35 protein-coding genes and 1 tRNA gene are annotated in these 25,833 nt (G+C 38.6%); 16 read left to right on the forward strand and 20 right to left on the reverse strand.

Features of this window, described 5'->3' with window-relative positions:
• The first annotated feature begins 41 nt into the window (after nt 1-41).
• Complete coding sequence (locus ACUVXA_RS01935) at nt 42-878, forward strand: D-aminoacyl-tRNA deacylase (RefSeq protein ID WP_445869542.1); 837 nt, start codon at nt 42-44, stop codon at nt 876-878.
• A gap of 64 nt (nt 879-942) precedes the next feature.
• Here the strand turns inward: ACUVXA_RS01935 and ACUVXA_RS01940 are convergent, their stop codons facing one another.
• The 12 genes from ACUVXA_RS01940 to ACUVXA_RS01995 form a co-directional block, all read right to left on the reverse strand.
• On the reverse strand, nt 943-1,821 hold the full coding sequence (locus ACUVXA_RS01940; RefSeq protein ID WP_445869543.1) for a DMT family transporter: 879 nt from the start codon (nt 1,819-1,821) through the stop codon (nt 943-945).
• A 149-nt stretch (nt 1,822-1,970) separates the two neighbouring features.
• A complete protein-coding gene (argF, locus tag ACUVXA_RS01945; RefSeq protein ID WP_445869544.1) occupies nt 1,971-2,894 on the reverse strand; it encodes an ornithine carbamoyltransferase in 924 nt (307 codons plus the stop codon).
• Between the two features lie 12 nt (nt 2,895-2,906).
• On the reverse strand, nt 2,907-3,815 hold the full coding sequence (gene ftsY / locus ACUVXA_RS01950) for a signal recognition particle-docking protein FtsY (RefSeq protein WP_445869545.1): 909 nt from the start codon (nt 3,813-3,815) through the stop codon (nt 2,907-2,909).
• Between the two features lie 73 nt (nt 3,816-3,888).
• Nucleotides 3,889-4,311 carry a prefoldin subunit alpha gene (gene pfdA / locus ACUVXA_RS01955; protein WP_445869546.1) on the reverse strand — a complete coding sequence of 141 codons (423 nt, stop codon included), beginning with the start codon at nt 4,309-4,311 and terminating at the stop codon, nt 3,889-3,891.
• A 4-nt stretch (nt 4,312-4,315) separates the two neighbouring features.
• The gene (gene rpl18a / locus ACUVXA_RS01960; RefSeq protein ID WP_445869547.1) at nt 4,316-4,567 is read right to left on the reverse strand and encodes a 50S ribosomal protein L18Ae; all 252 of its coding nucleotides are present in this window, start codon (nt 4,565-4,567) and stop codon (nt 4,316-4,318) included.
• Nucleotides 4,568-4,583: 16 nt separating this feature from the next.
• Nucleotides 4,584-5,297, reverse strand: a complete 714-nt coding sequence (locus ACUVXA_RS01965; protein ID WP_445869548.1) for a translation initiation factor IF-6 — start codon at nt 5,295-5,297, stop codon at nt 4,584-4,586.
• Nucleotides 5,269-5,562, reverse strand: coding sequence for a 50S ribosomal protein L31e (locus ACUVXA_RS01970; RefSeq protein ID WP_445869549.1), 294 nt, complete (start codon nt 5,560-5,562; stop codon nt 5,269-5,271). Before ACUVXA_RS01970 ends, ACUVXA_RS01965 begins: the two co-directional genes overlap by 29 nt.
• 5 nt (nt 5,563-5,567) lie before the next feature.
• The gene (locus ACUVXA_RS01975; protein ID WP_445869550.1) at nt 5,568-5,723 is read right to left on the reverse strand and encodes a 50S ribosomal protein L39e; all 156 of its coding nucleotides are present in this window, start codon (nt 5,721-5,723) and stop codon (nt 5,568-5,570) included.
• A gap of 14 nt (nt 5,724-5,737) precedes the next feature.
• Entirely contained in the window at nt 5,738-6,052 is a 315-nt protein-coding gene (locus ACUVXA_RS01980; protein WP_445869575.1) for a DNA-binding protein, read from the reverse strand.
• Between the two features lie 43 nt (nt 6,053-6,095).
• A complete protein-coding gene (locus ACUVXA_RS01985; protein ID WP_445869551.1) occupies nt 6,096-6,536 on the reverse strand; it encodes a 30S ribosomal protein S19e in 441 nt (146 codons plus the stop codon).
• Nucleotides 6,537-6,632: 96 nt separating this feature from the next.
• On the reverse strand, nt 6,633-6,899 hold the full coding sequence (locus ACUVXA_RS01990) for a YhbY family RNA-binding protein (protein WP_445869552.1): 267 nt from the start codon (nt 6,897-6,899) through the stop codon (nt 6,633-6,635).
• 13 nt (nt 6,900-6,912) lie between these two features.
• Nucleotides 6,913-7,230, reverse strand: a complete 318-nt coding sequence (locus ACUVXA_RS01995) for a ribonuclease P protein component 4 (RefSeq protein ID WP_445869553.1) — start codon at nt 7,228-7,230, stop codon at nt 6,913-6,915.
• A gap of 168 nt (nt 7,231-7,398) precedes the next feature.
• Between ACUVXA_RS01995 and ACUVXA_RS02000 the strand changes: the two genes are divergently transcribed.
• Entirely contained in the window at nt 7,399-8,085 is a 687-nt protein-coding gene (locus tag ACUVXA_RS02000; protein ID WP_445869554.1) for a 16S rRNA methyltransferase, read from the forward strand.
• A 29-nt stretch (nt 8,086-8,114) separates the two neighbouring features.
• Here the strand turns inward: ACUVXA_RS02000 and ACUVXA_RS02005 are convergent.
• Nucleotides 8,115-8,245 (reverse strand) — tRNA-Gly (locus ACUVXA_RS02005).
• 175 nt (nt 8,246-8,420) lie between these two features.
• Here ACUVXA_RS02005 and lysS point away from each other — a divergent pair.
• From lysS to ACUVXA_RS02035, 6 genes are all read left to right on the forward strand, one after another.
• Nucleotides 8,421-10,049, forward strand: coding sequence for a lysine--tRNA ligase (lysS, locus tag ACUVXA_RS02010; RefSeq protein WP_445869555.1), 1,629 nt, complete (start codon nt 8,421-8,423; stop codon nt 10,047-10,049).
• 89 nt (nt 10,050-10,138) lie between these two features.
• Complete coding sequence (locus ACUVXA_RS02015; protein WP_445869556.1) at nt 10,139-10,810, forward strand: CDP-alcohol phosphatidyltransferase family protein; 672 nt, start codon at nt 10,139-10,141, stop codon at nt 10,808-10,810.
• A gap of 168 nt (nt 10,811-10,978) precedes the next feature.
• Nucleotides 10,979-12,148: an AAA family ATPase gene (locus ACUVXA_RS02020; protein ID WP_445869557.1), complete on the forward strand. Its 1,170-nt coding sequence runs from the start codon at nt 10,979-10,981 to the stop codon at nt 12,146-12,148.
• Nucleotides 12,149-12,169: 21 nt separating this feature from the next.
• Nucleotides 12,170-12,910 carry a hypothetical protein gene (locus ACUVXA_RS02025; RefSeq protein ID WP_445869558.1) on the forward strand — a complete coding sequence of 247 codons (741 nt, stop codon included), beginning with the start codon at nt 12,170-12,172 and terminating at the stop codon, nt 12,908-12,910.
• A gap of 128 nt (nt 12,911-13,038) precedes the next feature.
• Nucleotides 13,039-13,458: a cell division protein SepF gene (gene sepF, locus ACUVXA_RS02030; protein WP_445869559.1), complete on the forward strand. Its 420-nt coding sequence runs from the start codon at nt 13,039-13,041 to the stop codon at nt 13,456-13,458.
• A 277-nt stretch (nt 13,459-13,735) separates the two neighbouring features.
• A complete protein-coding gene (locus tag ACUVXA_RS02035) occupies nt 13,736-14,509 on the forward strand; it encodes an enoyl-CoA hydratase/isomerase family protein (RefSeq protein WP_445869560.1) in 774 nt (257 codons plus the stop codon).
• Between the two features lie 144 nt (nt 14,510-14,653).
• Here ACUVXA_RS02035 and ACUVXA_RS02040 read toward each other — a convergent pair whose 3' ends face one another.
• Nucleotides 14,654-14,932, reverse strand: a complete 279-nt coding sequence (locus ACUVXA_RS02040; protein WP_445869561.1) for a hypothetical protein — start codon at nt 14,930-14,932, stop codon at nt 14,654-14,656.
• A gap of 704 nt (nt 14,933-15,636) precedes the next feature.
• Here ACUVXA_RS02040 and ACUVXA_RS02045 point away from each other — a divergent pair.
• Together ACUVXA_RS02045 and radA are read left to right on the forward strand one after the other, a co-directional pair.
• The gene (locus tag ACUVXA_RS02045; RefSeq protein WP_445869562.1) at nt 15,637-15,891 is read left to right on the forward strand and encodes a translation elongation factor-like protein; all 255 of its coding nucleotides are present in this window, start codon (nt 15,637-15,639) and stop codon (nt 15,889-15,891) included.
• 511 nt (nt 15,892-16,402) lie between these two features.
• A complete protein-coding gene (radA, locus tag ACUVXA_RS02050; RefSeq protein WP_445869563.1) occupies nt 16,403-17,350 on the forward strand; it encodes a DNA repair and recombination protein RadA in 948 nt (315 codons plus the stop codon).
• 36 nt (nt 17,351-17,386) lie between these two features.
• Here the strand turns inward: radA and ACUVXA_RS02055 are convergent, their stop codons facing one another.
• The 4 genes from ACUVXA_RS02055 to ACUVXA_RS02070 form a co-directional block, all read right to left on the reverse strand.
• Nucleotides 17,387-17,533 carry a hypothetical protein gene (locus ACUVXA_RS02055; protein ID WP_445869564.1) on the reverse strand — a complete coding sequence of 49 codons (147 nt, stop codon included), beginning with the start codon at nt 17,531-17,533 and terminating at the stop codon, nt 17,387-17,389.
• 78 nt (nt 17,534-17,611) lie between these two features.
• Nucleotides 17,612-18,469: a thiamine pyrophosphate-dependent enzyme gene (locus ACUVXA_RS02060; RefSeq protein ID WP_445869565.1), complete on the reverse strand. Its 858-nt coding sequence runs from the start codon at nt 18,467-18,469 to the stop codon at nt 17,612-17,614.
• A 2-nt stretch (nt 18,470-18,471) separates the two neighbouring features.
• Nucleotides 18,472-19,539 (reverse strand): transketolase C-terminal domain-containing protein, encoded by a 1,068-nt coding sequence (locus ACUVXA_RS02065; protein WP_445869566.1) that lies wholly within the window; start codon nt 19,537-19,539, stop codon nt 18,472-18,474.
• A gap of 22 nt (nt 19,540-19,561) precedes the next feature.
• A complete protein-coding gene (locus tag ACUVXA_RS02070) occupies nt 19,562-20,248 on the reverse strand; it encodes a 2-oxoacid:acceptor oxidoreductase family protein (protein WP_445869567.1) in 687 nt (228 codons plus the stop codon).
• A gap of 436 nt (nt 20,249-20,684) precedes the next feature.
• Between ACUVXA_RS02070 and ACUVXA_RS02075 the strand changes: the two genes are divergently transcribed.
• Nucleotides 20,685-21,125, forward strand: a complete 441-nt coding sequence (locus ACUVXA_RS02075; protein WP_445869568.1) for a VOC family protein — start codon at nt 20,685-20,687, stop codon at nt 21,123-21,125.
• A 90-nt stretch (nt 21,126-21,215) separates the two neighbouring features.
• Nucleotides 21,216-21,866: a nucleoside-diphosphate kinase gene (locus ACUVXA_RS02080; RefSeq protein WP_445869569.1), complete on the forward strand. Its 651-nt coding sequence runs from the start codon at nt 21,216-21,218 to the stop codon at nt 21,864-21,866.
• Between the two features lie 66 nt (nt 21,867-21,932).
• On the opposite strand, the gene ACUVXA_RS02085 is transcribed toward ACUVXA_RS02080, so the two are convergent.
• Nucleotides 21,933-22,115, reverse strand: a complete 183-nt coding sequence (locus tag ACUVXA_RS02085; protein ID WP_445869570.1) for a 50S ribosomal protein L24e — start codon at nt 22,113-22,115, stop codon at nt 21,933-21,935.
• 180 nt (nt 22,116-22,295) lie between these two features.
• Between ACUVXA_RS02085 and ACUVXA_RS02090 the strand changes: the two genes are divergently transcribed.
• A complete protein-coding gene (locus ACUVXA_RS02090; protein WP_445869571.1) occupies nt 22,296-22,520 on the forward strand; it encodes a 30S ribosomal protein S28e in 225 nt (74 codons plus the stop codon).
• 258 nt (nt 22,521-22,778) lie between these two features.
• On the opposite strand, the gene ACUVXA_RS02095 is transcribed toward ACUVXA_RS02090, so the two are convergent.
• A complete protein-coding gene (locus ACUVXA_RS02095; protein ID WP_445869572.1) occupies nt 22,779-24,041 on the reverse strand; it encodes an MBL fold metallo-hydrolase in 1,263 nt (420 codons plus the stop codon).
• Nucleotides 24,042-24,476: 435 nt separating this feature from the next.
• Here ACUVXA_RS02095 and ACUVXA_RS02100 point away from each other — a divergent pair, with 435 nt between their 5' ends.
• The 3 genes from ACUVXA_RS02100 to ACUVXA_RS02110 form a co-directional block, all read left to right on the forward strand.
• Nucleotides 24,477-25,202, forward strand: coding sequence for a proteasome assembly chaperone family protein (locus ACUVXA_RS02100; RefSeq protein ID WP_445869573.1), 726 nt, complete (start codon nt 24,477-24,479; stop codon nt 25,200-25,202).
• Between the two features lie 167 nt (nt 25,203-25,369).
• Entirely contained in the window at nt 25,370-25,597 is a 228-nt protein-coding gene (locus ACUVXA_RS02105; RefSeq protein WP_445869574.1) for a HEAT repeat domain-containing protein, read from the forward strand.
• Nucleotides 25,594-25,833: HEAT repeat domain-containing protein (locus ACUVXA_RS02110; protein WP_445869576.1), on the forward strand; the 240-nt coding region annotated here is incomplete at its 3' end. The genes ACUVXA_RS02105 and ACUVXA_RS02110, both read left to right, overlap by 4 nt.

Raw genomic sequence — 25,833 nt, forward strand, 5'->3', positions numbered from 1 at the left:
AAAAATAGTTTAGTTTATCAAAATTGCCAGTTGGGAACCTATTGATAGTTATAGTGTGCTCTATTCAGGACCCCGCAGGCATGAATATTTCCAAAAAACTTAGAGAGAAAGTTGATTTCACTGAGGCCGAACCAAAAGAAAGAGAAAAAGAGAGATGGATAGGAAAAATCGTTAAAGACGATGTGCTCTTAGTGCACCGTCAAGAAGATATTCTATATTGCAACGATTTAGAAAAAGTATACACCCCCGAGTTGATAATTTTTGCAAGCAGGCATAGTAGTACTACCGAAGAACCAACCTTAACTGTGCATGTTCCCGGCAACTTTGGTGAAGCAGAATACGGAGGTTTACCAAGAACCTTATCAATAGCCCCTTCTCACTACTTGAAAGCGGCTTTACTAAACCTGTTTGAGATAAAAAATGAGCTAGGATTAGAATATGAGGTTTCTCAAGAACAAACACACCACGGTCCAACCCCACAGTGTCCCTCCTTTTTTATTGAAATCGGTAGCTCTAAGAAACAATGGAAGGATGAAGCTGCGGGCTCGGCTATAGCTCAAACAATAATTAATGTCCTAAAAATGGTGAATAAAGATTGGGGTATAGCTGCGGGGTTCGGAGGTGGTCATTACGCTCCAAAGTTCTCAAAAATTAATTTAGATACGGATATGTCTGTGGGGCACATAGCATCAAAATACGTTGCCCCGCTCCTTGATGAGCACATGCTCAGCCAAATTGTCAATAAAACTCTTGGAAAATTAAAATTCTTTATTCTGGACTGGAAGGGATTAAAATCAGAGAAAAGATTGCAGATAGTTGAATTTGCAGAAAATAATGACGTTGAAACTTTGAAAACAAAAGACATCATCACCACTTAGAATAGTCCCACTGGTGTCCATGATTATAAGAACATCATTTTTTTGGCAAAATGAGTTTTTGATGTTATCCCATTAGTATTAATATTATCACCCCTAAAGGTGCTAAAATCGCACCTACCACTATTCTTGGTGTAATCCTCTCCTTAATGATATAGAACGAAAAAACCGTTGAGAAAAGGGGGGTAACTGCAGAAATCGCTGCCGAATTTGTGGCTCCTATAATCGAGATTCCCGCTAAAAAGGCTACCCCGCCTACCCCGAGAGCAACTGTTCCCGCTAATCCAAGCATGAACCATTCTTTACGGCTTGCCTTAACAAGCATCTTTCCTCTACCCGAATAAAGAATCGCTGCCGCTAAAAAACCAACAAGTATGGGCAGTCTGATAGCATTAGCTAAATAATAGTTAATTTCTGTCAAGGCCGCATTTAACAATATGATTCCTATTGACCATGTTACCGCGGTAATTATTGCCAAAATAACTCCTTTTTTATCATCTTTTACATTAACAGAGTTTTGAGGATTGTTTTTACTAAGAAGCCAGATCGCAACCACAATGATTACTATACCGATAATTGTTAAAATCTCTGGAATTTCTTCCAAAAAAATAATGGAGAAGGCTGCCGTAAAGAGCGGATAGGTTCCTGTGATTGGAACTGCGCGCCCCACCCCAATATATCTTAGTGACAGAAAATATAATCCATCCCCAAGACCTAGACCAACCAAGCTTCCTAGAATCAAATATATTAAACTCCAGCTTGGTATGTAAGAAATTTTCCAGAATTCGCCTAGTAGCAACGCGATTACGAAAGCAAAAATAGCCGCTGGAATGGTTCTTATGAGGTTAGCTGATATTGAGTCTACTGTCTCAAGAGATTTTTTATAGAGAATGGCTGCGATAGCCCAGCACAGCGCTGCTGTCAGTGAAGCTAGTTCTCCAATCAAGAGGGATCACTGCCCTTTTTAGATAATCTTTTCAATCGCCGGTTAGTTACTCGTTATGTATTATGGCATTGTAGAGAAGTAACAATCTAGGACATTAATTTATTTCATTCGAGGAAAATCTTGATTAATTTTTCAGTTCATGTTTTTACTTATATAGACTTATAGAATAAGTGGATGAAAATTGCTTTTTGTGCATGCAGCCTGTTTTCGGCTTGATCCCAAACAACCGACTGTTTTCCTTCCAAAACATCTTCCGTTATTTCCTGTCCCCTGTGTGCTGGTAAGCAATGCATAACTATAGCGTCCGGCGAAGCGTTTTCCAATAATCTGGTATTAACTTGGAAATTCGGAAGGAATGTTTTTAGTCTTTCTGCCATTTCTTTCTCATCGCCCATACTTACAAACACATCAGTATAGACTATATCTGCGTTCTGGACCGCTTCTTTTGCCGAGTTTACTATTTTTAGCTCTGATCCCGATTTTTTAGCATTATTTTTAGCCTCCTCAACTATCTCACTGTTTGGCTCGTATCTTTTTGGTGATCCAATACTAATATTCAATCCAATTTTTGTACAGCCCACCAAGAGAGAATTACATACATTGTTTCCATCGCCCACATACGCAAGTTTCAATCCTTTCAACTTTTTCTTTTTTTCCTTAATTGTCAGAAAATCAGCAAGTATTTGACACGGATGATAAAGATTACTTAATGCATTAATCACTGGCGTACCAGAATATTTTGCTAATTCCACCAAGTCATTATGTTCAAAGACTCTTGCAACTATCCCATCCACGTATCTTCCTAAAACCCGGGCTGTGTCTTTAACAGGTTCACCTCTACTAAGTTGGAGTTCATCACTCCTTAAAAAAACAAAGTTTCCTCCCAACTGGTTAACTGCTACCTCGAATGAAACGCGGGTTCTAGTTGAAGGTTTCTCAAAAATTGCAGCAATGTTTTTATCTTTAAGAACTCTAGACTTCTCACTTCCCGATTTGACCTTTTCTGCGATACTTACCATTTTAAGAATCTCCTCAGAGGAAAAATCATCCAGAGTAAGAAAATGTCTAACCAAAATAACTCCTCCCTATTTTCCCAAAATTTTGTCTGTAAACCACTTGGCGTTAAAAGGCTCTAAGTTATTATAATCTTGCCCGGTTCCCACAAAAATAATAGGTTTTTTAGTAGCGTAAGCAACGGAAAGAGCCACCCCCCCTTTCGTATCAGCATCAACTTTCGCCAGTATAGAAGCATCAAACTGGATTGCTTCATTAAACTTCTCTGCCTGTTCAACCGCATCGTTTCCCGTTAACGCGTCTCCGATGAATATTTTTAGGTCGGGGTTAACTACACGCACAATCTTTTTCATCTCGTCCAGCAGATTTACATTGGTTTGTATTCTTCCCGCAGTGTCAATTAAAACAACATTAATGTTTCGGGCCTCGGCGTGCTTAACAGCGTCAAAAGCGACAGCCGCAGCATCGGAACGGTAATCATGTTTTATTACTCTAATGCCGAGATTTTTAGCATGCTTCTCTATTTGTTCAATGCTTCCCGCTCTGAAAGTGTCAGACGCGGCCAGAACACAACTGTAACCTTTCTTCTGAAATGTGTAAGCCATTTTAGCTATCGTGGTGGTCTTACCCGTGCCGTTTATTCCTACCACAACTATTGTGAGTGGTTTTTTTTCTGCTTTCTTTTCTTTTACCATCTTAAAAATGTCAATGTTCTGTCCACTTGTAAGGATATTATAGATCGCCTTTCTTAAGGCCTCATTCACTCTCTCACGAGGATTCTCAAATCTGCCAACCCTTTCCCCGATAAACTCTTGTTTTACATCATTAGCCACTAGTTCCGCGACTTTAACTGAAACATCATTTTGTATTAGAACCAGCTGCAAATCCCACATAACGCCATCCAAGTCTTTCTCGCTTAATTCTTTTGTACTAAGCTTCTCAACCACTTTACCCAAACTTGTTTTGAATTTATCGAACACTGATAGCTCCCCATAAATATATAGATAAAAAATCAGATAATAAGTTTGTAATAAAAGTTTTTAAAAATAGTGTTTAACCTCTAATTTTTCTAGCAATAGTTTGAGCAGTTCTATTTAATTCATTCATTGTATTAATTATCTGCTGTAACTGCTGCCCAGTACTCTGTAGCGCACCTTGGAGAGCCATAGATCTCTGATCTAGGCTGAGCTGTGTCCCTGTAATATCTTTTTCTGCAGCTATGTCCGAGCCGAGACTGAATATCACCTTTTCTTTATCGATTATTTTTGCTCTAACATAGACACCGGATCCTAAGGGCATAAGAACCTCATTATCCTCTCCTACGTTTTTAAGCTCATCCAGAGATTCACTGCTTAAGGTAATTTCCTGTAGTGAAGCATTTATCAGATCAATTCTCCTCTGTAGTATTTGTGCTTGCTGCTCATAAGTGTTAAGTTGTGCAATTATTCTTTCCAGATTACGTTCATCTTCTGACATTTTATTACATCTCCAAACCTGAAAGATGTCGTATAATCGGGTTGTTAGCCTTTTTTGGATCTATAGCTTTTATCTCTTCAATTGTGATATGGTTCCTTTTGACTTTGTGATTACTTCCGATTTCTGAATATATAATTTCCTTAGCATCTTCCTCGTTTAACGCCCTAATCTCCCGAATAAAAGTAAATTTATCATTCTTTCCCTTAAAGGTTCCCTTTACTCTGAATACTTTCACTCCAACAGTTTCCTTCGACATCTTCAACTCTCCTAAACTAATCAAGATTTAAAGCCTGCCCTATTTGAAATAGTTCAGGACCTGTGGTTTCACTACCAGCCAAGGCACCCTTTGTATTTGCTACTAGTCCCACCTTTACATACGGGTTACCACAATTAATTGTACCTACACTGGCAGTCGTATTGAACTTTTCGCTTAGCCATTCTAAAGTTTTATTATCTGTAAGAGGGTGGGCTAAGATTCCATTATTTGTCGCAATTGCCACTGAGCCAACCAAATGGGATTCCGCAATATTTCCCCGATAAACATCAACTTTTAAGTTATTCTTTATAATCTTTATGGCTTCCTCGCTGAATCCCGGGTGAACTAACGCTACATCATCATTAACAAGAATCGTGTTTCCTAGGGCATTAATTTTTCCAGGAACTCTATCTACATTGATATCAAGATTTCGTTTAATATTTTCTATTTCCTCATCGGTTGCAAACTCTGGAACAACTAATCCATGGGAATTACCGGCAGCTAAAACACCGATAATAAAACTCTCTCCAATATTTGTCTCAACAATTTCCACTCTTAGAGTCCTTTCAATTAAGGTCTTATTAGTTATTGGCCTACTTCTAGGTACAATAGTGTAGTTCTCTGTTGCCAATATGAATACACCTATATTAGAATCGCCAAAAAAACTGCTCCTAGTAATAACCAAATAAGGTCTACCCCGCCTACTCCTCAACAGCAAGGGATACTTCAACTATCCCTTCTGAATCCTTGGAAGCCTTCACTCTAATTTTTCGTGGAGGTTTTTCTATACCTCTTTCCCATATCTTCTCATTTACCTCTGGAAGAATAATAACGTTCTCAGTTTTAAAATGTCTCTCAATAAACTTCTTTAAAGTCCTTACAGCTTTATTGGCTCTACGATTTGGTGGAACATACCTTGCAGTTTTCAAAGGAATAGTGTAAACACGTTCCTCTATAATCCTCTTCTCAGCAACAGGAGCTTCCTCTTCAGCCATTCTTTTCACCTCTGGAGACGACTAGATCGCCAGTGTCTACGCTTCGGATGCGTTCTGACCCGGCCCCTAGTCTTAACAATAACCCAAGTTGCTACTGCTACATTTTGTTTACCCGCTTTTCCTAATCTGAGCTTTTTTGCTAAGGGTTTATTTCTAGCCATAATAGGTTCTCCTCTCATCTGAACTTTATCTTCGTTTCCCTTTTTTTTCCTTGCAACTGTGTGAGAATAGTTTTCAACTGTTCGTCGGTTAGTGGCGGGTTAATCCTGCCCGCTTGTGCCAGCTGAATGAGTTGGATTTCAATTTGCTCAGCGAACTCTGGTTTAACCATTTTAAGATTGGTTAACCTGCTTCTAGCCTCAGGTGTTAATATTTGTCTAAGAGCTGCCTGTTTCTGCATTTCAAACTCTCTTTGAGCTCTATCCTGCCTCTGAGCCTCAGCTATCTGTTGCTGGAGCTGTAACATCCTTCGCCTTCTAATCTCATCCATTTCTTCTTCTTCTGACAAGGAAGCCACGCCCTTAGAAAAATTTTTAGGATTTACCCCCTTCTAATTTAAGATTAACTTGATGAGCCGCCCTATCCATGACTGATCTTCCCTTACCACTAATTCTTCTTCCCTTTCGCTCTATTATTTCAACTAATCCTGCCTCCTCAAGTTGCTGGAATACTTTTCTTATTATAGAACCACTACCTTTTACAGAGCGATTTAATTTAACACTCATCCTCTTCCTACCCCCGTAGACCGTTCTCAGCCTAGAGACTCCTACTGGCCCGGTCAAATACACTTTTCTAAGTATTGATGCACATCGAATATACCACCAGTCAGGCTGTTCTGGTGCTCTTTCCTTATGTTGGCCCGTCTTCCAAAACTGGGAACCGGGAGGCGGAGTAACCTCTGGATAATCCTTCTTGAGAATATCTGCCACCTCTTGGATAATTTCCCATGCAGATACATCGTACACTGTTGACATTCACAATTCACCAATTCCAATTGAGGGCAGTAAAATATGATAATAATTAGAGTTATAAACATTTTTTACGGAGATTATTTAAATATGACGTATCAATTAAAAATGCCCCCGAGAAAGCAACAAAGTGTACCCTCTGATTTCTAAAAGTCTAGATTTTGTTCTCATTGCTATATCCGAACCCAATTCACTAATGCTTTTCTTAGAAAGCACACTCTTCAAAGCTCTAATCTTTATTACCCTCTTTCTCTTCAATTGCTTTTTAACCTCCTCCACAAACTCGTCCGTAACTCCACTCCTACCCAAAATAAGCGTAGCCGACTTACTTCTCACCTCATTAATAACATCGATATCTCCTTTCCTCATGCTTCTTGAACTCCTAAATATTATAACGCGTATGATGCCCACAATTAAAACAGGTTACAACAATATGAGACTGGCGTCTCGGTCTTAATCTAACCCTACAATTAACACCCGGCCAAAGAAAAGCCTTACAATTACGACAAATTCTCCTACGCCAGATTTTAGGAAGTCTTACCTTATTCCTCATACCTATTCTCCTACTTAGATCTGCGTAGCGTTGAGCTCTCGCCGGTTTCTCTAAAAACACATCATCCGCCAACCGCAATAAATAATCTATTCTCTCCCTTGAAATCTTCTCAACTTCCCTCTTTCTGCTCCTTCTGGACACCGGCATCAAAACTTCACCGCACAACAATAATCCAAAACCATACTCAACAAAATTAAGTATACTAACCTCAAAAAATGAATTAAACAACAAAACAATAATATTTAATTCACATTCAGCAAATGAAGAACATAAACCAAAATTTTTAAACATTACGCACAAACCAAAGTGGAAAAAATGCTAACACTAATCCTAGCCGAATCCTCCCTTGAAACAATCCCTACAAGAATCAACAAAAAAGGTACAGCTAAAATTCCAAATAAAAAAGGGAAAAAAAGAGACCAAACAATATTAGACATCGCCCTACACAGACAAATCATACAAAAACTACCAAACCCCGAAAAAAGAGGACGCCCCGACATCACACACCTCTCACTACTTGCAGCCCTAGGAACACCACTAAACAAACAAGGCCAACTCCGAACATACGTCCACACCATCCAAGACAAAATAATCAAAATAGACTCCAAAACCAGACTGCCCAAAAACTACAACCGATTCATAGGCCTCATGCAACAACTCTACAAACTCGGAAAAGTGCCACCCGAAGGACCCCCGCTCCTAACCCTAGAAAAAATGAACCTAGAAACCCTAATCAGAAACTTAAAACCATCAGAAACAATACTCTTCACCGAACAAGGAACCCCCTCAAAACCAAAACCAATCATGAATGAACTCGCAAAACAAGAAAAACCAGTAGTAATAATAGGAGGCTTCCCCCACGGAGAATTCTCAACAAACACACTAAAACTAGCCGACAAAAAAATCTCAATCTACCCCGAACCCCTAGACACATGGATAGTCGTCTCAAGAGTTCTGTACTGTTACGAAGCAATAGTCCTAGAAAAAAATAAGCACAAATAAAAAAATATGATATGTATGTAAAAATTTTATGCGGCCTCCGGGAAATTCGTAAAGGAACTAAAAGTTCTAAATTTATTTCGAACCCGGGCCACCAGCTTCGCCCGTCTACCTTGGGGTAGGGTGTGGCAGGCTGGAATCCTAGCCACTAGACTAAGGCCGCTCATAAGTATGCGTTTCAAACCTGTACTTAAATTTTTCTAAACTGAATCTTATAAAACAGAGTTTTGGGATATTTTTTGTTTTGGGTTTGTTTTCGAATAGAATTGTTTTTTGCGAAAGATTTACTAATGTGTATTTGTTTCGGTGATGTAAAAGGTTAGGAAGGGTTTAGTGCTTTGGAGAAGTATTGGCATTGGATCGATGAAACGGTGGAAAATATTATTGAGTACTGGAAGGATCAGGACCGTTACGTGTGTAGTTGTGGGATGTCTGTTTCTGGATTGCAGCATATTGGTCGTCTTCGGGGTGAAATTATTCTTACTAATACGGTTAAGGAAGAGTTTTTGAGGATGGGTAAGAGTGCTGAGCACTTTTTGGTTCTTTATACGCAGGATCAGTGGAAGGGTAAGGGTGCTCAGTTGGAACAGTTTTCTAGCCCGGAGGAGGCTAAGCAGTATCGTAGTAGGCGTTTGATTGATGTTCCTGATCCTTTTGGTTGTCATAGAAACTGGGTGGAGCATTATTGGGGTCCTTTTAGAGATTCTTTGGATAGTTTTTCGATAGGGGTTAAACCTGTTTTTACTACGGATCTTTATAAGACGGATGGAATGAAGGGGCTGGTTCTGAAGGCTATTGAGCGTAGGGAAGAGCTTAGGCAGATTATTAACAGGTATCGTAGTAGAAACCCGTATCCTGAGGGTTGGATTCCTTTTGAGCCGCTGTGTAAAGAGTGTCTTAATATTGGTCAGCATGAAATTTTAAGTGTTAATTTGGATAATTATACGGTTGAGTATGTTTGTAACAGTTGCGGGACTAAGGGTGTTTCGAGCATGGAGGATGGGAAGCTGAATTGGCGGATTGAGTGGTCTGCTCTGTGGATGCTGCTTAATGTGAATTTTGAACCTTACGGTAAGGATCATGCTACTCCCGGGGGGTCTCGTGACAGTTGTGCTGAGATAATTGAAAAAATCTTTGAGCGGAAACCTCCTTTTGGTTTTCCTTATGAATGGGTTGGGTGGTCTGTTGATGGTAAGGATATGGGTGATATGGGTTCTAGTGACTTTTTAGGTGTTACTCCGGCTGAATGGTTGGAAATAGCAGAGCCGGAGGTTCTTAGATACCTATACCTGAAAAATAAACCTATGAAAAGAGTTGTTATAGACTTGGCAAGGGTTCCCGAGTTGGTTGAAAATTATGATCAAGCAGAGAAGGTATATTATTATGCTGAAAAACTGCCTCAGGAAAAGGAAGAATTTGAGATGAGGCGAAGTTATGAGCTTTCTCAGCTTAAATCACCTCCCGAGACTCTATCCTTCCAGTTAAGATATGCTCACGCTGTTACTATGGTACAAATCCTTCCCAAAGAAAACCTTCTTGAAAACGCGATAACAAAACTCAAAACCACTGGTCTCCTCGGTGATAAACCCTCTGGGGAGGATAAAATTAGGATTGAAAAGAGGCTAAAAGAAGCTGAGGCTTGGCTTGAGAAATATGCGCCTGATAGATTCAAGTTAAAAATACTTGAGGAACTTCCCGCAACCCTGAAGAAACAGCTCAAACAGGATGAAAAGGAGGCCTTAAGAATACTGGCTGAGAACATGGTCAATCATGAATTCACAGAGAACGAATTGGAGAATATTCTTTATAGGATTGCAAAAGATGAGGTTGGTTTGGGGTCTCGGAAATTTTTCCAACTTATTTATCAAGTACTACTGGGGCAAAAACAAGGCCCAAGGCTTGCTTCTTTCCTACTGTTATTGGATAGAAATATGCTTCTTAAAAGACTAAAGGAAGCATACCAATAGAAAAAAAGTAGAACTTCTCCTGTATTTAAAAATGAGAAAATCCTATGTTTATCCCTCTTTAAAAAATTTTGTTCTCTGGAGGTATTAATTTGCTTGGAAAGTTTAAAGAAGTGCTCACAAAAATGTTTATACCGGTTGTTAACGGGGCAATCAAGCTTAGATTAACACCTAACCGCATCTCCGTATTAGGATTGATTTTCGCCATTATCAGCAGTGTTTTCATTGTTGGAAACCAGGTATATCCGATATTTTTTATAGATGAAGGATGGAGACTGATTCTCGCTTCCGTAATGATTTTTATTATGGGTTTCTGCGATCTACTTGATGGACTCGTTGCACGATCCACAGGTGCAATTACAGTGTTTGGGGGTTTCCTTGACTCGGTGCTGGATCGCTACACTGAAGTCTTTATTTTTGCTGCACTAATTATTGCAGGATATTGTCATCTAATTTGGGGAATTATAACGTTAGCTGGGGCCCTTTTGGTAAGCTATGCCAGGTCTCGAGCGGAATCTGCGGGTTTAAAAAGCTTAGGGGTTGGAATAGCTGAAAGACCGGAACGTCTCGCCATACTAGGTACTGTAATTCTCATCCAAGGAATATTGATATTAACAATGATATTTCCCACTCAGCAACAACTCATATACTGGACCATTATACTGCTAGCCTTCTTAACACACTTTACAGTCATTCAAAGATTCATATACGCGTACAAAAGACTACCAAAAACAAGCACAAAAAAAGCGAGTAATGAGAAATAGTTGACATATAATATGGAAACATGATATCAAAAAGCTGAATTATGCCTAATTAGGAGATAAACTCACTGTTCTTTCTGGTAACCATACTTCAATTGCACCTAGAGAAAAAATAATAATATTCCGAGATACTTTTTATTAATTAGCAATTAATGTGTTAAGTGGGGAAAAATGGCAGAAAAACTGTTCAAATACGCTACCCAAATAGCGCAGGAAGCAATTGACCACGATAACCGTGGAAATTATAAACAAGCCTATGAACAATACCTAAGAGCCGCAGACATACTACTCAGATGCATGCAATTCACAGACAACCCTGAACTTAGGCAAATCTACTATGAAAGAGCGCAAAAATACGTTAAAAGATGCAAACAAATCAAGGGAGCCATTGTATCCGGTCGCCCATCTTATTCCACCATAAAAACCGGCATAGCCACAAGAGCGGAAGGTGGGGACGAAGAGGTAGAACTATCCCGAGCAATATCTGACACAATAATAGCGGAAAAACCAGATGTCAAATGGAATGACGTCGCAAATCTCGACAACGCAAAACAAGCACTTAGAGAAGCCATAATCCTCCCAATGATGAGACCGGACCTATTCGAAGGAGCAAGAAAACCCTGGAGAGGGATATTGCTATTTGGTCCTCCGGGGTGTGGGAAAACCCTTATCGCCAAAGCGGTAGCATGCGAAGTTAAAGCAACCTTTTTCAACGTGTCCGCGGCGACCCTCGTTTCGAAGTGGTTAGGAGAATCGGAGAAACTTGTTAGGGAGCTTTTTGTTGCGGCCCGTGCGAAGCAGCCTGCTATCGTTTTCATTGACGAAGTTGACAGTGTTGCCACCCGGCGTGAGGGGGATGAGGTCGGCGGTGAACGTAGACTAAAGACTCAGCTTATGCAAGAAATGGAAGGCGTTATCTCGAATAAAGATGATCAGATTATTGTTCTTGGTGCAACTAACGTTCCTTGGGAGCTTGATCCTGCTTTGCGTCGTAGATTTGAGAAACGGGTTTACATTAACATGCCGGAGGAAGAGGCGAGAGAGGAAATATTCAGAATTCATACGCGGGGTGTTGAATTAGATAAGGATGTGAACTTTAAAGAATTGGCAAAGTTGACGGAAGGTTATGTTGGTAGCGATATTGCTATGGTGTGCAGAGAGGCTTTAATGATGCCTATCAGAGAGTTGGATGCTGCTGGGGCGCTTAGTGATAAGGATGTGAAGGTGCGTCCTGTTAGTCGTGAAGATTTCCTAGAGGCGCTTCGAGGAGTAAAACCTGTAGTTTCTTCCTCTGAGTTGATTAGATTTAAAGAATGGGCTGAAGAGTTTGCCGTAGAATAGTCTTATGGTCTCGGGATGATTATGGCAGAAAAACAAAAGGATAAAGAAAAAGAACAAATAATAAAGAACTTGAATATTCCGGATGAAATAGGGATAGGCGAGGTTATTGAGGATTCGGAATTAACTGAGCTTAAAATTGAAATTCTCAGAGAGGACATTGAGAGGTTAAAAGCCGAACTTCAAATTATAAAACAAATGTCAGGGACAAACATGTTAACTGGATCTGCTACCGTGTCCCAAGATCTTGTGAAACCCGCTAAAAAAGTGGTTAAAAGAGAGGCACCTTTACCTGAGTGGGTGAATTTACCCTGGATGTATACCAAACCTGAAAATACCAAGTTTTTAGAATCTTGGAGGAGTGATTGGTCAGATTACACTTTAAAATGGGCTAGATTTCTGATAATTCATCTGATAAGTGTAGCGGAAATGATGGAGAAAAAGCCCTTTGACAAATTATCCGAAGTAACTCTAAGGGATATACTAGAGTATATGAACTCTAAAAACAGTATTAAGTGGTGGGATAAGAACAAAACATTGGTAAGAATTTATTGGTGTTCCCTCGAGGAATGGAGTGAAATTATCTATCGTTGGGCGCTAGAGACTGGACGCTTGGATTTCACCCTGTTTGAGATAATGGATGGAGAGGAGGCGTTTAGCAGCCTACCCTCTGAGGAAATAAAAGAAATTATGAAAATTATGGTTGAAAAGGAATATGCGGAATGGATGGGGAAAAAACGGGAAATGGTGAAAATCAAGTTCTAAGCTTATTTTCAGCGTAATATAAACCCTTTTAGATATGAAAGCTAAGTAAATTTATTAAATTCAATTCGTAAAAATGATTTTCTAAAACTATTAGAAATAATTATTCGTAGATTAGGTTGGTGAAAAAAGTGGGATTCTTCACGAAAATTATAGGGAAAAAAGAAGAAACTTCAACATTGGAAAAAATTAACACTGCTCCCCTGGAAACAGAACAATATCTCTCAAAACTTGGAGTCTTTGAAGAGGAGTCTAAAATCGAAGAAATACCTCAGGAAGTGGTTGACTCAGGGGTTGTATACATTAAATCCATTCCGCTTCTAACACTGTCTGATGTTCCAAGAATAGCTGAGGAACTAAAATCGGGAAATATCATCATCATATACGTCAGACCGTTTATTCAGAGAGTGCAATCGAACAATGAACTTAAAAGAGCGGTTGATCAGTTGAGAGGAGTTTGCCGCCAAATACAGGGAGACATTGCACAACTGGGGAATGAATATGTATTAGTTACGCCAGGACCTTACGTAAAAATATTCCAAAGAGGCTAAAACTAAGACCTTTTAAGAATCTTTTCTAAATTAAACTCCTATACACAAATTAATTTACTTTCTTGAAAAAGAAGAAAATAGATTCAAAAAACCATTAACAAGACTCGTTTTTAATTTATGTCTTATACATTGTGCTCTCTAAGATTTAGACTCCTTTTCTTATCCATAACTTATATTAAGTTACCCTCTACTTCTTATTCAAATCGTACTCAAGATTAATACAGGCAATGTTTCATATGGAGTACTTTCAATGTTAAAGAAATTGAGGTAGAGCGATATGAGTTCAGATGTGGTATTATTTAAAAAATACGATGGGATAGGCAAAATAATTTTGAATAGACCTGAGACCTTGAACGCACTTAACATCGAAATATTCGAGAAGCTACGCAATTATTTTAACTTGGTACGTGATGACGATGAGGTAAAAGTTCTTGTTATAACTGGAACCGGAAGAGCTTTCTCAGCTGGATTGGATTTCGCATTACTAGGCTCCTCCCTAATGGAGAATATTTCTAAACTTAGATCTTTCCTCAGAACCTTACAGGAAACTATTAATATCCCAGGGAGTATGGAAAAGCCTTCCATTGCTGCGGTAAATGGTATTGCTCTCGGTGGAGGCACAGAGTTGGCCTTGGCCTGTGACATTAGAATAGCTTCCGAAAACGCAGTTTTCGGTATTCCCGAGGTGTGCTACGGTATTATCCCTGATCTTGGTGGGGCTCAAAGATTACCACGCGTAATAGGTCTGGGTAGAGCAAAGGAACTAATTCTTACTGGAGACCCTATTGACGCACAGGAGGCTTGGCGCATAGGACTAGTAAACAAAGTGGTTCCTCAAAATGAGCTTGAAAATGCGGTTAAAATAATGGCGGATAAAATAATGGATAACGGACCGGTTGCAGTTGCAATGGGAAAAATGGTTGCCGACAAGTCGTTTGATATTGATCTCAAAACTTTACTAGACTATACAGTATTGGCTCAAGATGTGTGTGTTAGGACACAGGACTTAGTAAGCCTATATATGAAAAAATTAGATAAAATAAAAAGGTAAAAATAAACCTCTAAAAATTAAATATTACCCTCTTTTCCCAGGGTTTAATAAGAAAAAGAAGCGAATAAAAATTTATCAAGCCATTTACGAAAATTTATTTTCCATATAACACTAGGTTTTAACAATGTTTGTTTGAAAAATTTATTACTTTAATTTACTTTTTATTGCATTAAATCTTTTCAAACGTTCTTCAAATCCTTCCCAAGTGGCGTAGGGCGTTACTTCTTCAGCACGAACCTCATTTAACATTTTTTTAAGTTCTAAACTGCTTATCTCCTTTCTGGATATGGCTCCCTTAACAGCACTAGAAACAAAATCGATGTTTAAATTTTTACCATCCTTTGTTTTGGCTTTTTCTCCATAATCAACCCAGTCCTTCAACATATTTTTTAAATCCTTTATTTTTTCCTTTTTAGATGACAAAGTCTTTACACTCTCCAAAAATTTTTTCTACTTTTACTGGTGATCCATTTCATTATTAAACTGTTATTTCTATAATTATTAGTGCATTTATGATCTATGCTTATTAAATGGATTATGTGAGTATTGAAACTTCTGTATTTAAAATTTGATTTAATAATTTTAGGACTTACGCAGTTGGGTGGGTATTTGTGTGTGGTTGGTGATGGTATTACTCGAGTTTACCTTCTTTTTATATTTCAGCCTTTTTTAGCTCTTTCTTTGATAGTTGGGTATTAAAAATTCTGTTTTTCACCAATCCAAGGCAAAAGAGGAGAGTTTGACTCCACCACAGGCCCAGTTAACCTACAAACAGCCCTCAACTGCGTAACTCCTAAATTTTTAAAAAATTTTTAGTCAAATAAATCTGGAAAATTTTCAATCAAGGTAAAAAAATACAAAAATAAAATAAGTACCCCCCTCGTATTATATATTGAAGAAGGGAATGGGGTAAAATCCATGTTATGGGACGTACTTATTATAAGTGAAGCCATAAGAAAACTACTTGATAAAATTCAAAACAGAAGTAAAAAAAAGAAAGATGAAAAAGACTTACCCGAAAAATTATGAATAACTATAATTTTTTAGAAAACATGTTCTCTTTCTATCAGTTAAGTAAGAAAAAATATTAGTCTAATTAATTCAATTATACTTGGGGATGAAGTCTCATGAGCGAAAAAAAAGTAGGAACCGTTTTCTCTTACTTCAAAAAAGTAGGAGTAGCCGCGATAAAACTTGACTCAGATTTATCTATCGGAGATACTATTCGAATAATAGGAGCTACAACAGACCTTAAACAAAAAGTTGAAAGCATGCAGATAGAAAAAGAGTCTATTGAAAAAGCAAGAGCCGGGGATTCTATCGGCATTAAGGTGAAAGACCGCGTAAGACCAAACGACATCGTATACAAAGTAGTTGAATAATAATTAGACCATTTTAAAATGGTACCCAAACAATTTTTTATTTTAATTTCAAAAACTTCTAAAATTCAAAGCTTGCAAAATTGCCAGAATTTAAAGCAAAATTTGGTTTATGGAAAATTAATTGACTGAACATTATTTTTTAGTTTTTCCTAACAACTTTTATGAAACATTAGAAACACTGGAAACACTGGAAATAACACTTACACATCTAGTTATTAATCTGTTAAACAATAATAAAATTGTATTACACCTATAAGAGAGAGGATGTTTAGAATCCGATGCGGTTCAGAGATGTGATATGTAATGACCACCCCTCCCCAAAAGACCCTGAGCAAAATAAGGCGTCCCCTAACCTCTCTGTCCGCCAGAACATCCCCCACAACAAGGGGCGCTTCACGTATCGTCCACACATATGCCACTTTTCACGCTTGAAAAAAGCGCTTTTTTTAACATCCTCTCTCAACCCCCCCATCAAATTAGAACCAAAGCATGATGTTGGAGAATGGTCTGATTGAGTAGCTTATTGTCACTTGAAGATCTTCCCGGAATTGGTCCAGCGATATCTAAAAAGTTAAGTGAGGGTGGTTTTAGAACTCCCGAGGCGGTGGCAATTGCAACACCAAAAGAATTGGCAATGGCCGCGGATATTGGGGAGTCAACTGCTACCAGAATTATTGAAGCAGCGAGGGAAAAACTGAATATCGGCTTCATATCTGCCCAAGAATATCTCACTCAAAGGAAAAGCGTATCTCAGATCACCACGGGAACCAAAAATCTGGATCAATTATTAGGTGGAGGTATTGAAACCAGAGGAATAACCGAACTTTTTGGAGAATTCCGAACTGGCAAAACTCAGATATGTCACCAAATCTCTGTAACTGTTCAGTTGCCTGAAGAATTGGGAGGACTAGGTGGAGAAGCAATTTACATTGATACTGAAGGCACTTTTAGACCTGAACGATTGATTTCTATAGCTGAAAGATTTGCTCTAGAGCCAAAAGAGGTTTTAAAAAATGTTATTTTTGCTCGAGCCTACAACTCGGATCACCAACTTTACCTCTCCCAGAACATAGGTGAACTTATCGAGAAGGGTAAAAATATTAAACTAATTATTGTAGATAGCATTATTGGTTACTTTAGGGCGGAGTACATAGGGCGTGGTATGTTGGCTGAGCGTCAGCAAAAATTGAACAAGCATCTTCATACATTATTAAAACTTTCCGAACTATACAACTTGGGCGTTGTGGTTGCAAACCAGGTTATGGCAAAACCAGATGCTTTCTTCGGAGATCCCACAGCACCCGTAGGTGGCCATATAGTTGCTCACAATTGTACCACGAGAGTTTATTTACGAAAAAGTAGAGGAAATCAAAGAATAGCCCGCCTCGTCGATAGCCCCTACCTACCTGAGGCTGAAGTAATCTTTGCAATAGAAGAAGATGGAGTAAAGGACGTATAAACCTAAGCTTCGAATCCTGTATGTACTTTTATCTACTTATTTTTTGATCTGAATTTCAAGTCTCTTCCAATCACCTATTCCTCTGAGTGTTCTTAACAAGCCACTACATACTTCAAAAAATACACTTCTAACGTATTCATTCATTTCAATTTCTTTCCCATCAATAACTAATTTTATTTCCATTTTGTAGCACCTTAAAATTTTAGTGGAATAATAAAAAGAATAGGGTACTTGTCCTTTTTAATCAAGAGTTAATTTTTCTCACGTGAAGCTGTTCATCAAATCAGATATGTCTACGTCTTCTATTTTTTGTCTGCTTAGAGGGGTTTTGGCTATTTGTGGTAATCCCTCATGATAGGCAGGTCTTTCAACCTTATAGAAGGTACCTATTGGTATTTTGTCACCCCATTCATAGGCTTTATCGTAGGCTTTCATCCTATCGGTGTAATCATGTTTCTCTTCTTCTAATTTGTACACCCTCTTTCTGTAGAAATCGTATGTATTTATGCGATTAAAGGTAACACACGGCTGAAGCACGTCGAGCAAGGCGAACCCCTTATGCCTTATACATTCCTTTATGAGTTCTGTCAGATGTTTAGGATCTCCAGCGAATCCTCTAGCCACCATTGTTGCATCACTAGCTAACGCGTGTGCAATTGGATTTATTGGTAGTGCCAATTCCCCATACGGTGATGTTTTAGACACGTAACCCTGTTGACTAGTTGGTGCGGTTTGACCTGTTGTTAACCCGTAGACCATGTTGTTGTGAACTATATACGTAATATTAATGTTCCTTCTACAGGTATGGCTCAGATGCCCGATACCGATACCATATCCATCTCCATCTCCTGCATGACCAATAACTGTAAGCTTATGATTTGCCAGTTTTATTGCGGTGGCTACTGGTAAAACTCTACCATGGATAACGTAGAAACTATTCGTATTCACATAATCTACTATTTTGGCATGGCAACCTATCCCCGAAACTAATGCCACCATCCCAGGCGCTAGCTCCAGCTCAGATAAGGCTCTTCTCAAAGAGGCGTATATTCCAAAGTTTCCACAACCCGGACACCATGTTACTTTTGCGTATGTTTTCAATTCTTCTGCTGAAACCATTATTAGGCCACCTCCATTATGCTCTCTGCCAACATCTCTGGACTGAAAGGTCTTCCATCGTATTTCAGAATCTTGTGATCGACGTCTATGAAGTTATTTTCTTTAATGAGGCTAACTAGCTGTCCAGTCTTGTTGTTTTCAACAGCTATTGTCTTTTTTGCTGACTCCAAGACATTTTCAACCTTCTTCTTGGGGAATGGGGATAGATAAATTATCTGAAGATAATTAATCTTAAATTGCTCCTTCTTGAGTAGCTTCATCGCCTCTAATATTGCGCCTTTCGTGGATCCCCATCCAATAACTGTGAGATCCGCATATCTATCTCCATGAACCTTTACCGTTTCCATGCTCTCAAGCTCTTTATTAAGAAATTTAAGTTTTCTAAATCTTTTATCATTCATCAAGGTTGTTAACTCCGGATCCTCAGTCGTTACTCCGAATTCATCATGTTCATAACTAGAATACTTTACAATAGCCCCTTTTGTTGAAGGTAGAACTCTGGGAGACACCCCATCTTCGGTAAATTTGTACCTCTTATATTCACCTTCATCTTTGTAGTCATCCCCTAGGAATAATTTACCCCTATTTACGGAAACTTTACTCGTGTCAAAGATTCTTGTCGACTTGTGACTCTCACCCAATTGTTTATCAGTTATCAATATAACAGGAATTTGATATATCTCCGCTAGATTAAACGCTTCTATTGTATTGTAGAAACACTCATCAACATCGCCCGGCGCTATCACTAGTCTGGGAAATTCTCCCTGAGAAGCATGTATCGCAAATCTTAGATCTCCTTGAGCAGTATAAGTCGGTAAACCCGTACTGGGTCCTGGCCTTTGTGCCAACATAAGAACAGCGTGTGATTCGCTCATACCTGCAAGACCAAATCCTTCCGTCATTAGGCAGAATCCACCACCTGAGGTTCCGGTCATGGCTCTAACACCGGCAAAACAAGCTCCATCTACCATGTTGATAGCAGCCAGCTCACTCTCAGACTGCACAACAACAATATCCTTGTCTCTTTGACGAGCCGCAAGATAGTGAAGCAAGGGACTAGCGGGGGTCATTCTCCCTGAGCAATAATCTTACTCAGTTTGGATAAGCTGCATAAAATTTACATCCTGCCTTAATTGCGCCCAATCCTACGGCTTCGCTACCAGTAAGAAACATTCTATTTCTGGTTCTACTCACCACTTCTAGTTTCCTGTCAAAATCATTTTTATAGTTCTGTTCAGCGTATTCATATCCCTCTTTTGCAGCGGCTAAATTCAGTTCTAACCTTTTTTCCTCTTTTCCTGAGGTTTCCCTAATGAGCTCATTTACCAATTCCAAATCATAGTTGATAAGAGATATAGCCGCTCCGATGGCTACCGTGTTCCTCATTACTGGTGCCCCCTTCAACTCCTTAACTATTCTTCCAAGCGGTACAGAGTAAAATCTCACACTTTTAACGCCCAGTTTTTCTGAGGAAATATCTATGCTCTCCCCGTCGTACACTATACCAGCTCCTTCAACGAACTCATGTTTGTGAATGTATATTGTTTCCTCGTTAAGCGCCAGAAGAAGGTCTATGTATCCACTCTGTGAGAATACTTCCTCCTCACTTACTGTCGCATAATATGCGTTATGTCCTCCTCGTATTAATGATTGATAGTCGATTGTTCCGAAAACGTTGAGTCCTCCTCTAACACAACTCTTTCCGAGTAAAAAGCCAGCAAGGTTAATGCCAGCTCCTGCTTCGCCGCCGATAACAAATGATAGGTTATTAACTTTCATTTTTCCGCCTCCTTTATCCTCCTTTTATGCATTGTAACAAGCATTTTTCCAAATTTTTACAAAATGACTTCTCCCAATCAAGATGGACTTGTACTAAAGAAATGAGCGATTTCAAGACATCCCCATAACTTATAAAAAGTTTGGAATTGTTTTATTATTTCTAATTTAACTAAGAAACTGGTCAGAGATTCGTTAATAGAGTTGCCGTTTTTGCTATACTCCACGCTTCAGGGAGAAGTTTGAGTTTTGCATAAACATAAGCTTAATTGTTTTTTAAAAGTTATTCAATTAATTATCTTTAATCTAAGTAAATGACTTCTTAAAGGAAGTAATCTATACTAATACTATTGGAGGTAAATTAAAATTAATTAAGCATTCAAGTATTATGAACAATGCTAAAATTTTTATGGTGCCAAGCGTTGAAAGGTGATAATTTATGAAAATTGATAGAATAGATAGAGTGGTTATAGCTGTAAAAAATCTGGATGAATCAATGAAATTCTTTTCTTATCTTTTGGGCATCAAATTCGATCCGACAGGATCTTCGGGTGAGCAACTCGTTAGAGCCGCCTACAGTTCTTCTGGAATAGAATTAATGGAGGCAACTCAGCTTGACTCACCAGTGGGAAAATTTGTGGAAAAAAGAGGTGAAGGCCTCTACGCCATTGTTTTTAAAGTTTCAAATATTGAAGAGGCGTCTAAGGAACTTGAGAAGAAAGGTCTTCGAAACGTGGGAAAACTTGATCTAGGAGCACTAAAAGAAGCTATGTATCATCCTAAAGATGCTCACGGGGTTATGATAATTCTAGCCGAGTATGAAGATGTTCATCCAGCAACCGCAGCTGTTGCACTAAGTTTACTGCAATTAAAAAAGTAACAGTCTAATACTTTTATGTCTTAATTTTCTAAGAAATTTTGATAAAAATTAAAAACTGATTTAATTTTCATTTCTACAGAGGTTCGTTCTATGGAGCAAAGTTTGATTCTTTTAAAACCTGATGCTGTGCTACGAAGAGTGGTCGGTGTACGTGTCTTGGAACAATTTTTAAAGGAAGGTTTTGAAGTCAACAATTTTTTGGAATTACAAGTTTCTGAAGATCTTGCTGAAAAACATTATGCGGAGCATAAGGGGAAGCCCTTTTTTCCTAGATTAAAGGAATACATTATATTATCTCCCATAGTTGCAATGGTGGTTAGTGGAGACGGAATAATTCATAAGATTCGCGAAATGGCTGGGGCTACTATGGCTAATAAAGCGGAGGCTAATACCATTAGAGGCAAGTATGGAATTTGGGGGGGAATTAATGTCATTCATGCTTCAGATTCTAGTGAGAGCTCGAAAAGAGAAATAACACTCTGGACAAGTGAAACGTTACTTAGTAAGAGTGAAGGTCTTAAGAACGCTCAAAAATATGTTTCCGAATGGACGCCTAAAATAGGGGCAGATTTTACACCTAAACTTAGAGAAGTTTGTAAAAAACTTTCAGAAAACACCAGTCTACTAAATATTGCTAAACAGCAAATCGGAGAATATCTTATAAAAGAGAATCCATACCAAAATAAGAAAAACCTGAATCTGCTTAGAGACGCGATTATTGAAGCAGTTTTAGAAACCTAACTGCTCAAAACTCTTTTTTCTAAATTAACGGTCTAAAATATTTTTTAAAAAGTAGTTTCTATTAATTTATTGTTTTTGGTAGGACTGAGTCCATTTGAATTTTCTTGGTTTTCTCTTCAGAACAAGAAGATTCTTTCTGCATTTGCTCGAGCAGAAGTATAGAGATGAACCGTCTCTGCGAACATATTGAATGCCGGTTCCAGTTTCTATTTCCTCTCCACAGAACGAGCAGTTATACTTTTTTACCATCTTCAATCTCCTTAGAATAATTGTTACTCGAATCCCTTTACCTACTGGAATATAAGAATCTTTCTGATTGCAAGATAAAGTAATCATACTAAACAAATTTTCTCTGACCTTTAAGAACTGCTAATAGCAAAAGTTTTAAAGGCTTTACGCATTCTCCATTTCTAATGAAAGTTTTAGAGAATGATCAAAATGAGCGCCGAAGAATTATCTATACCCTCAGAAGTAATAACTGTGGTTGCCCGAACAGGCGTAACCGGAGAGATCATCCAAGTAAAAGTACGTATTCTTGAGGGACGAGATAAGGGCCGTATCCTCACACGTAACGTAAAAGGTCCCGTAAGAAAGGGAGACATACTAATGCTCAGGGAAACTGAGAGAGAAGCGAGAAAAATCAAACCCCGTTAAGTTTCTCTTCCATAAAATATTGTATACCGTATGTCGAAATTCTGATATAATCTACTTATGGTTTACTAATCATTTTTAATTAAAATTATGAAATCCATTATTTTGCGCATAATTTTTGTGGATTATAAAAAGTGGGCTATATAGCGCTCCGTTCTGTGCACTTTGAATTAAAAAATAGAAACTCCGAAAAAACTAATCTCTGGGATAGGACGGCACAAGAAGGGAAAATTTAGATATAATCCATACTTTATAGCTATTTTAAATTATGAATGTTTCTCCATTTTTGGGACAGAAGGTTTCTAGTTTAAATTCTTCTTCTACTTCTTCTCTAAATGTGGTGCATACTTTCTTCTCACCATGAACCAAGAAAACTGTAGGATTCGAGTTGCGTTTTAGCGATTCAATTGTGTTAAATAGTTGAGGTCTATCCGAGTGGGATGAAAAGTTGAAGAATTTAACTAGTGAATTTACTTTGCCCATTTTTCCCTCTATAGGGTACTTTCCTGTTTCTAGGAGCGTTCTCCCGGGGGTTCCTGGAACTTGAAAACTAACGAGGAGTACGGCGTTATTTGGCTCCTCCGCTAATATATTAATGTAGTGATCTATGGGGCCGCCCTGCAGCATACCCGCAGTGGATACAATAATTCCCGGAGTAAATATTGCATTAACTCTATCCCTATTGTCTTTTACCCAATGGCATGAGCTTAGTGATTTTAGTAGGAGTTCATAATCTCTAACGTAGTCAGGATATTGTGTCATTATTCTACTTGCACCTCTAGCCATGCCGTCTAATGTAATGGGGTAATCCATAAGGTTCTTATGAAGTAGGCATAATATTTCTTGGGAGCGTGCCACGGCAAATGCGGGCACCAAAACGATTCCCCCGTCTTGTAGAGTTTTATTAACTGTGCTTATAAACTGCTTCTCTGTAGTTGCTCTGTTTGGATGAGTTTCAAGTGCATATGTACTTTCCAATATTAATGCGTCCAGTTTTAAATGGCCAAAGTTGGCGTCTTCCAATAATTGGGTTTTAATGGTGTTAAAGTCGGATGTGTAGAGCAGTCTTTTTCCTTCCGCCTCTATTAACAAAGAGTAACTTCCCGGAATATGTCCCGCATTCAAAAAGGTGATTTTACAATCATGGTTCAGGGATATATTTTGACCATAATTTACGGGAACACTATTCTTCAAGGTTTTTCTCTTCTCTTCCTTACCAAAAGGGAATCTCTGCAATCTAAACATATCATCATAAAGAAGATTAATAAAATCATACGTGGGTGGTGTCAAATAAAGTGGAAAATCATCCGAAGCGTAAAGTTTGGGGAAAGCCCCAGAATGATCAAGATGCGCATGCGTCATAAATGCGGCATCAACTTCCTCGGGGGGCGGAAGAGGAAATTTTGGTTCATTACGACGATTCATATAAATTCCGTAATCTGCCAGAATTCTACTCTCGCCAGCATTTACGAAAATTCCTGAACCACCGACCGCCTGGCATCCGCCTAAAAATGTGATTTGCATTAGAGTAACCTCCGTATATTACCTGTTTCAAATTAACTTTGAATCTAACAATCGAAGATCACGTGTTCTATTTGTAGGTTGGCCGGTTCCCCGACAAATACTGCATAAAATAGAAGAAACTGGTTTCCAAACCATTCATCATTTCTTATACCAAAATGCCGGTGAATAACCATCAAAGAACCTGTGTTTCTTCTTACAAGTTTCACATATCTCAGAGAACTATAAAAACATTCCGTGAGAAACCTTTTTTAAATTTAGAAACTCTATTCTCTCACAAATCCCGAACCCTTAACTATTCATCGCAACCTCATATGAGCATAATACTGATCAAACTAGTTATCTCCAACAATCCTCTTTTAAAAATAAGGGATTGTCAACCAGTAAAAACCACATTTTAGAAAATTTTATGGAATTTCATAAAATAGGTGAAAAAATTTGAGCATCGAAATAAAGACCAAAGAAAACATAGATCTGAAAGACTGTATTTTTATAACCGGCTTTCACAGCATCATCGGCGAAACCGGCTACATAGCCGTCAGGCATTTAACTAAAACCCTACAAGCTGAACGAATAGGTTATATAGAAACCCCCCTTTTCCCACCTATAACCAGCCTAGAGAACTTCCGATTAACCCTCCCCTTTGAAATCTTCAAAAACGAAAATCTAGTCATACTATTCCCCAGAATGCTACCATACCGTGCAGAACAGAGAAAATTCACACAAAAAGTAACACAATGGATAATAGACCACAAACTAAAAGAAGCAATACTAATAGGCGGACTAGACAACCAGTTCAAAACCGGAGAAGAAGACTGCAGAGTAGTACCCACAACTACAATGCTCAAAAAAGCACAAGAAAACAAACTCCCCCTCCTAGAAGAAGGACTACAGGTCTTCGGCCCCCTAGCACTAATGCTCACCGCCCTAGAAATAGAAAACTTCCCCGCCCTCGCCATACTCTCATTCGCCCAAAGAGGAAGACCCGACCCCCGAGCAGCAGCCACCGCCATAGAAAAAATCAACAAACTACACGGATACAACATACCCACCACAGAACTAATAAGAGACGCACACGAAATAGAAGAAGAAATCGAAAAAATAATCAAACAACAAGAAGACACCGTAATGAGACGCGAACCAAGAGAAGACATGTACATATAAAAAACACACCTTTTTCATCCCAAATTTTGGATCCGATAGAGTGATCTAAAAACTTTTTTCCATATGGATTACTATGGAAAAGCAGATCATTTTAGTGAATATATTAAGAAAAGCAAAAGATAATTATTTGAGCCCCTCTACCAATCACTTAGGGGAATATGGAAAATATGGAAACAGATGAAAAAAGCCAAAAACTACAACAGCTCCAACAAGCACTAAAGGATGAAAAACGGCAAACCCGAAGAAAAGCAGTAAAAGAACTCGAAGAACTAAATGATCCCAGAGCAGTGGACCTTCTAATCCAAGCCCTAAAAGATAAGGATTCGAGCGTTCGAAGAAATGCAGCTGATGCTCTGGGAAAAAAGGTGACCGGAGAGCGGTTGAACCACTCATAAACGCACTAGAAGAAAGCCCATATATGGTGAGATACAAAATAATACATGCTCTCAAGGAACTCGGAGACGAGAGGGCGGTGAAACCTATACTCAGGCAGCTTTTTGACGACCCAGACATGGAGGACCCGGTGATGATAGCCATTTTAGATATATGTGGAGAGAACGCGCAAGAAATCATCATCCCCGCCCTAAAAGACGAAGACGAATACGTTCGAATGGGGGCGGTGTGGGTTCTG

The organism is Candidatus Jordarchaeum sp. (assembly GCF_052745115.1).

What these genes read in the sequence shown, in the direction of transcription:
- pfdA (WP_445869546.1), bottom strand. Translation starts at nt 4,311, where the DNA reads ATGTCAGAAGATGAACGTAATCTGGAAAGAATAATTGCACAACTTAAC.
- rpl18a (WP_445869547.1), bottom strand. Translation starts at nt 4,567, where the DNA reads ATGTCGAAGGAAACTGTTGGAGTGAAAGTATTCAGAGTAAAGGGAACC.
- ACUVXA_RS01970 (WP_445869549.1), bottom strand. Translation starts at nt 5,562, where the DNA reads ATGGCTGAAGAGGAAGCTCCTGTTGCTGAGAAGAGGATTATAGAGGAA.
- ACUVXA_RS01975 (WP_445869550.1), bottom strand. Translation starts at nt 5,723, where the DNA reads ATGGCTAGAAATAAACCCTTAGCAAAAAAGCTCAGATTAGGAAAAGCG.
- ACUVXA_RS01980 (WP_445869575.1), bottom strand. Translation starts at nt 6,052, where the DNA reads ATGGATGAGATTAGAAGGCGAAGGATGTTACAGCTCCAGCAACAGATA.
- ACUVXA_RS01985 (WP_445869551.1), bottom strand. Translation starts at nt 6,536, where the DNA reads ATGTCAACAGTGTACGATGTATCTGCATGGGAAATTATCCAAGAGGTG.
- ACUVXA_RS01990 (WP_445869552.1), bottom strand. Translation starts at nt 6,899, where the DNA reads ATGAGGAAAGGAGATATCGATGTTATTAATGAGGTGAGAAGTAAGTCG.
- ACUVXA_RS01995 (WP_445869553.1), bottom strand. Translation starts at nt 7,230, where the DNA reads ATGCCGGTGTCCAGAAGGAGCAGAAAGAGGGAAGTTGAGAAGATTTCA.
- ACUVXA_RS02000 (WP_445869554.1), top strand. Translation starts at nt 7,399, where the DNA reads ATGCTAACACTAATCCTAGCCGAATCCTCCCTTGAAACAATCCCTACA.
- ACUVXA_RS02020 (WP_445869557.1), top strand. Translation starts at nt 10,979, where the DNA reads ATGGCAGAAAAACTGTTCAAATACGCTACCCAAATAGCGCAGGAAGCA.
- ACUVXA_RS02025 (WP_445869558.1), top strand. Translation starts at nt 12,170, where the DNA reads ATGGCAGAAAAACAAAAGGATAAAGAAAAAGAACAAATAATAAAGAAC.
- ACUVXA_RS02035 (WP_445869560.1), top strand. Translation starts at nt 13,736, where the DNA reads ATGAGTTCAGATGTGGTATTATTTAAAAAATACGATGGGATAGGCAAA.
- ACUVXA_RS02045 (WP_445869562.1), top strand. Translation starts at nt 15,637, where the DNA reads ATGAGCGAAAAAAAAGTAGGAACCGTTTTCTCTTACTTCAAAAAAGTA.
- ACUVXA_RS02055 (WP_445869564.1), bottom strand. Translation starts at nt 17,533, where the DNA reads ATGGAAATAAAATTAGTTATTGATGGGAAAGAAATTGAAATGAATGAA.
- ACUVXA_RS02060 (WP_445869565.1), bottom strand. Translation starts at nt 18,469, where the DNA reads ATGGTTTCAGCAGAAGAATTGAAAACATACGCAAAAGTAACATGGTGT.
- ACUVXA_RS02065 (WP_445869566.1), bottom strand. Translation starts at nt 19,539, where the DNA reads ATGACCCCCGCTAGTCCCTTGCTTCACTATCTTGCGGCTCGTCAAAGA.
- ACUVXA_RS02070 (WP_445869567.1), bottom strand. Translation starts at nt 20,248, where the DNA reads ATGAAAGTTAATAACCTATCATTTGTTATCGGCGGCGAAGCAGGAGCT.
- ACUVXA_RS02075 (WP_445869568.1), top strand. Translation starts at nt 20,685, where the DNA reads ATGAAAATTGATAGAATAGATAGAGTGGTTATAGCTGTAAAAAATCTG.
- ACUVXA_RS02080 (WP_445869569.1), top strand. Translation starts at nt 21,216, where the DNA reads ATGGAGCAAAGTTTGATTCTTTTAAAACCTGATGCTGTGCTACGAAGA.
- ACUVXA_RS02085 (WP_445869570.1), bottom strand. Translation starts at nt 22,115, where the DNA reads ATGGTAAAAAAGTATAACTGCTCGTTCTGTGGAGAGGAAATAGAAACT.
- ACUVXA_RS02090 (WP_445869571.1), top strand. Translation starts at nt 22,296, where the DNA reads ATGATCAAAATGAGCGCCGAAGAATTATCTATACCCTCAGAAGTAATA.
- ACUVXA_RS02095 (WP_445869572.1), bottom strand. Translation starts at nt 24,041, where the DNA reads ATGCAAATCACATTTTTAGGCGGATGCCAGGCGGTCGGTGGTTCAGGA.
- ACUVXA_RS02105 (WP_445869574.1), top strand. Translation starts at nt 25,370, where the DNA reads ATGGAAACAGATGAAAAAAGCCAAAAACTACAACAGCTCCAACAAGCA.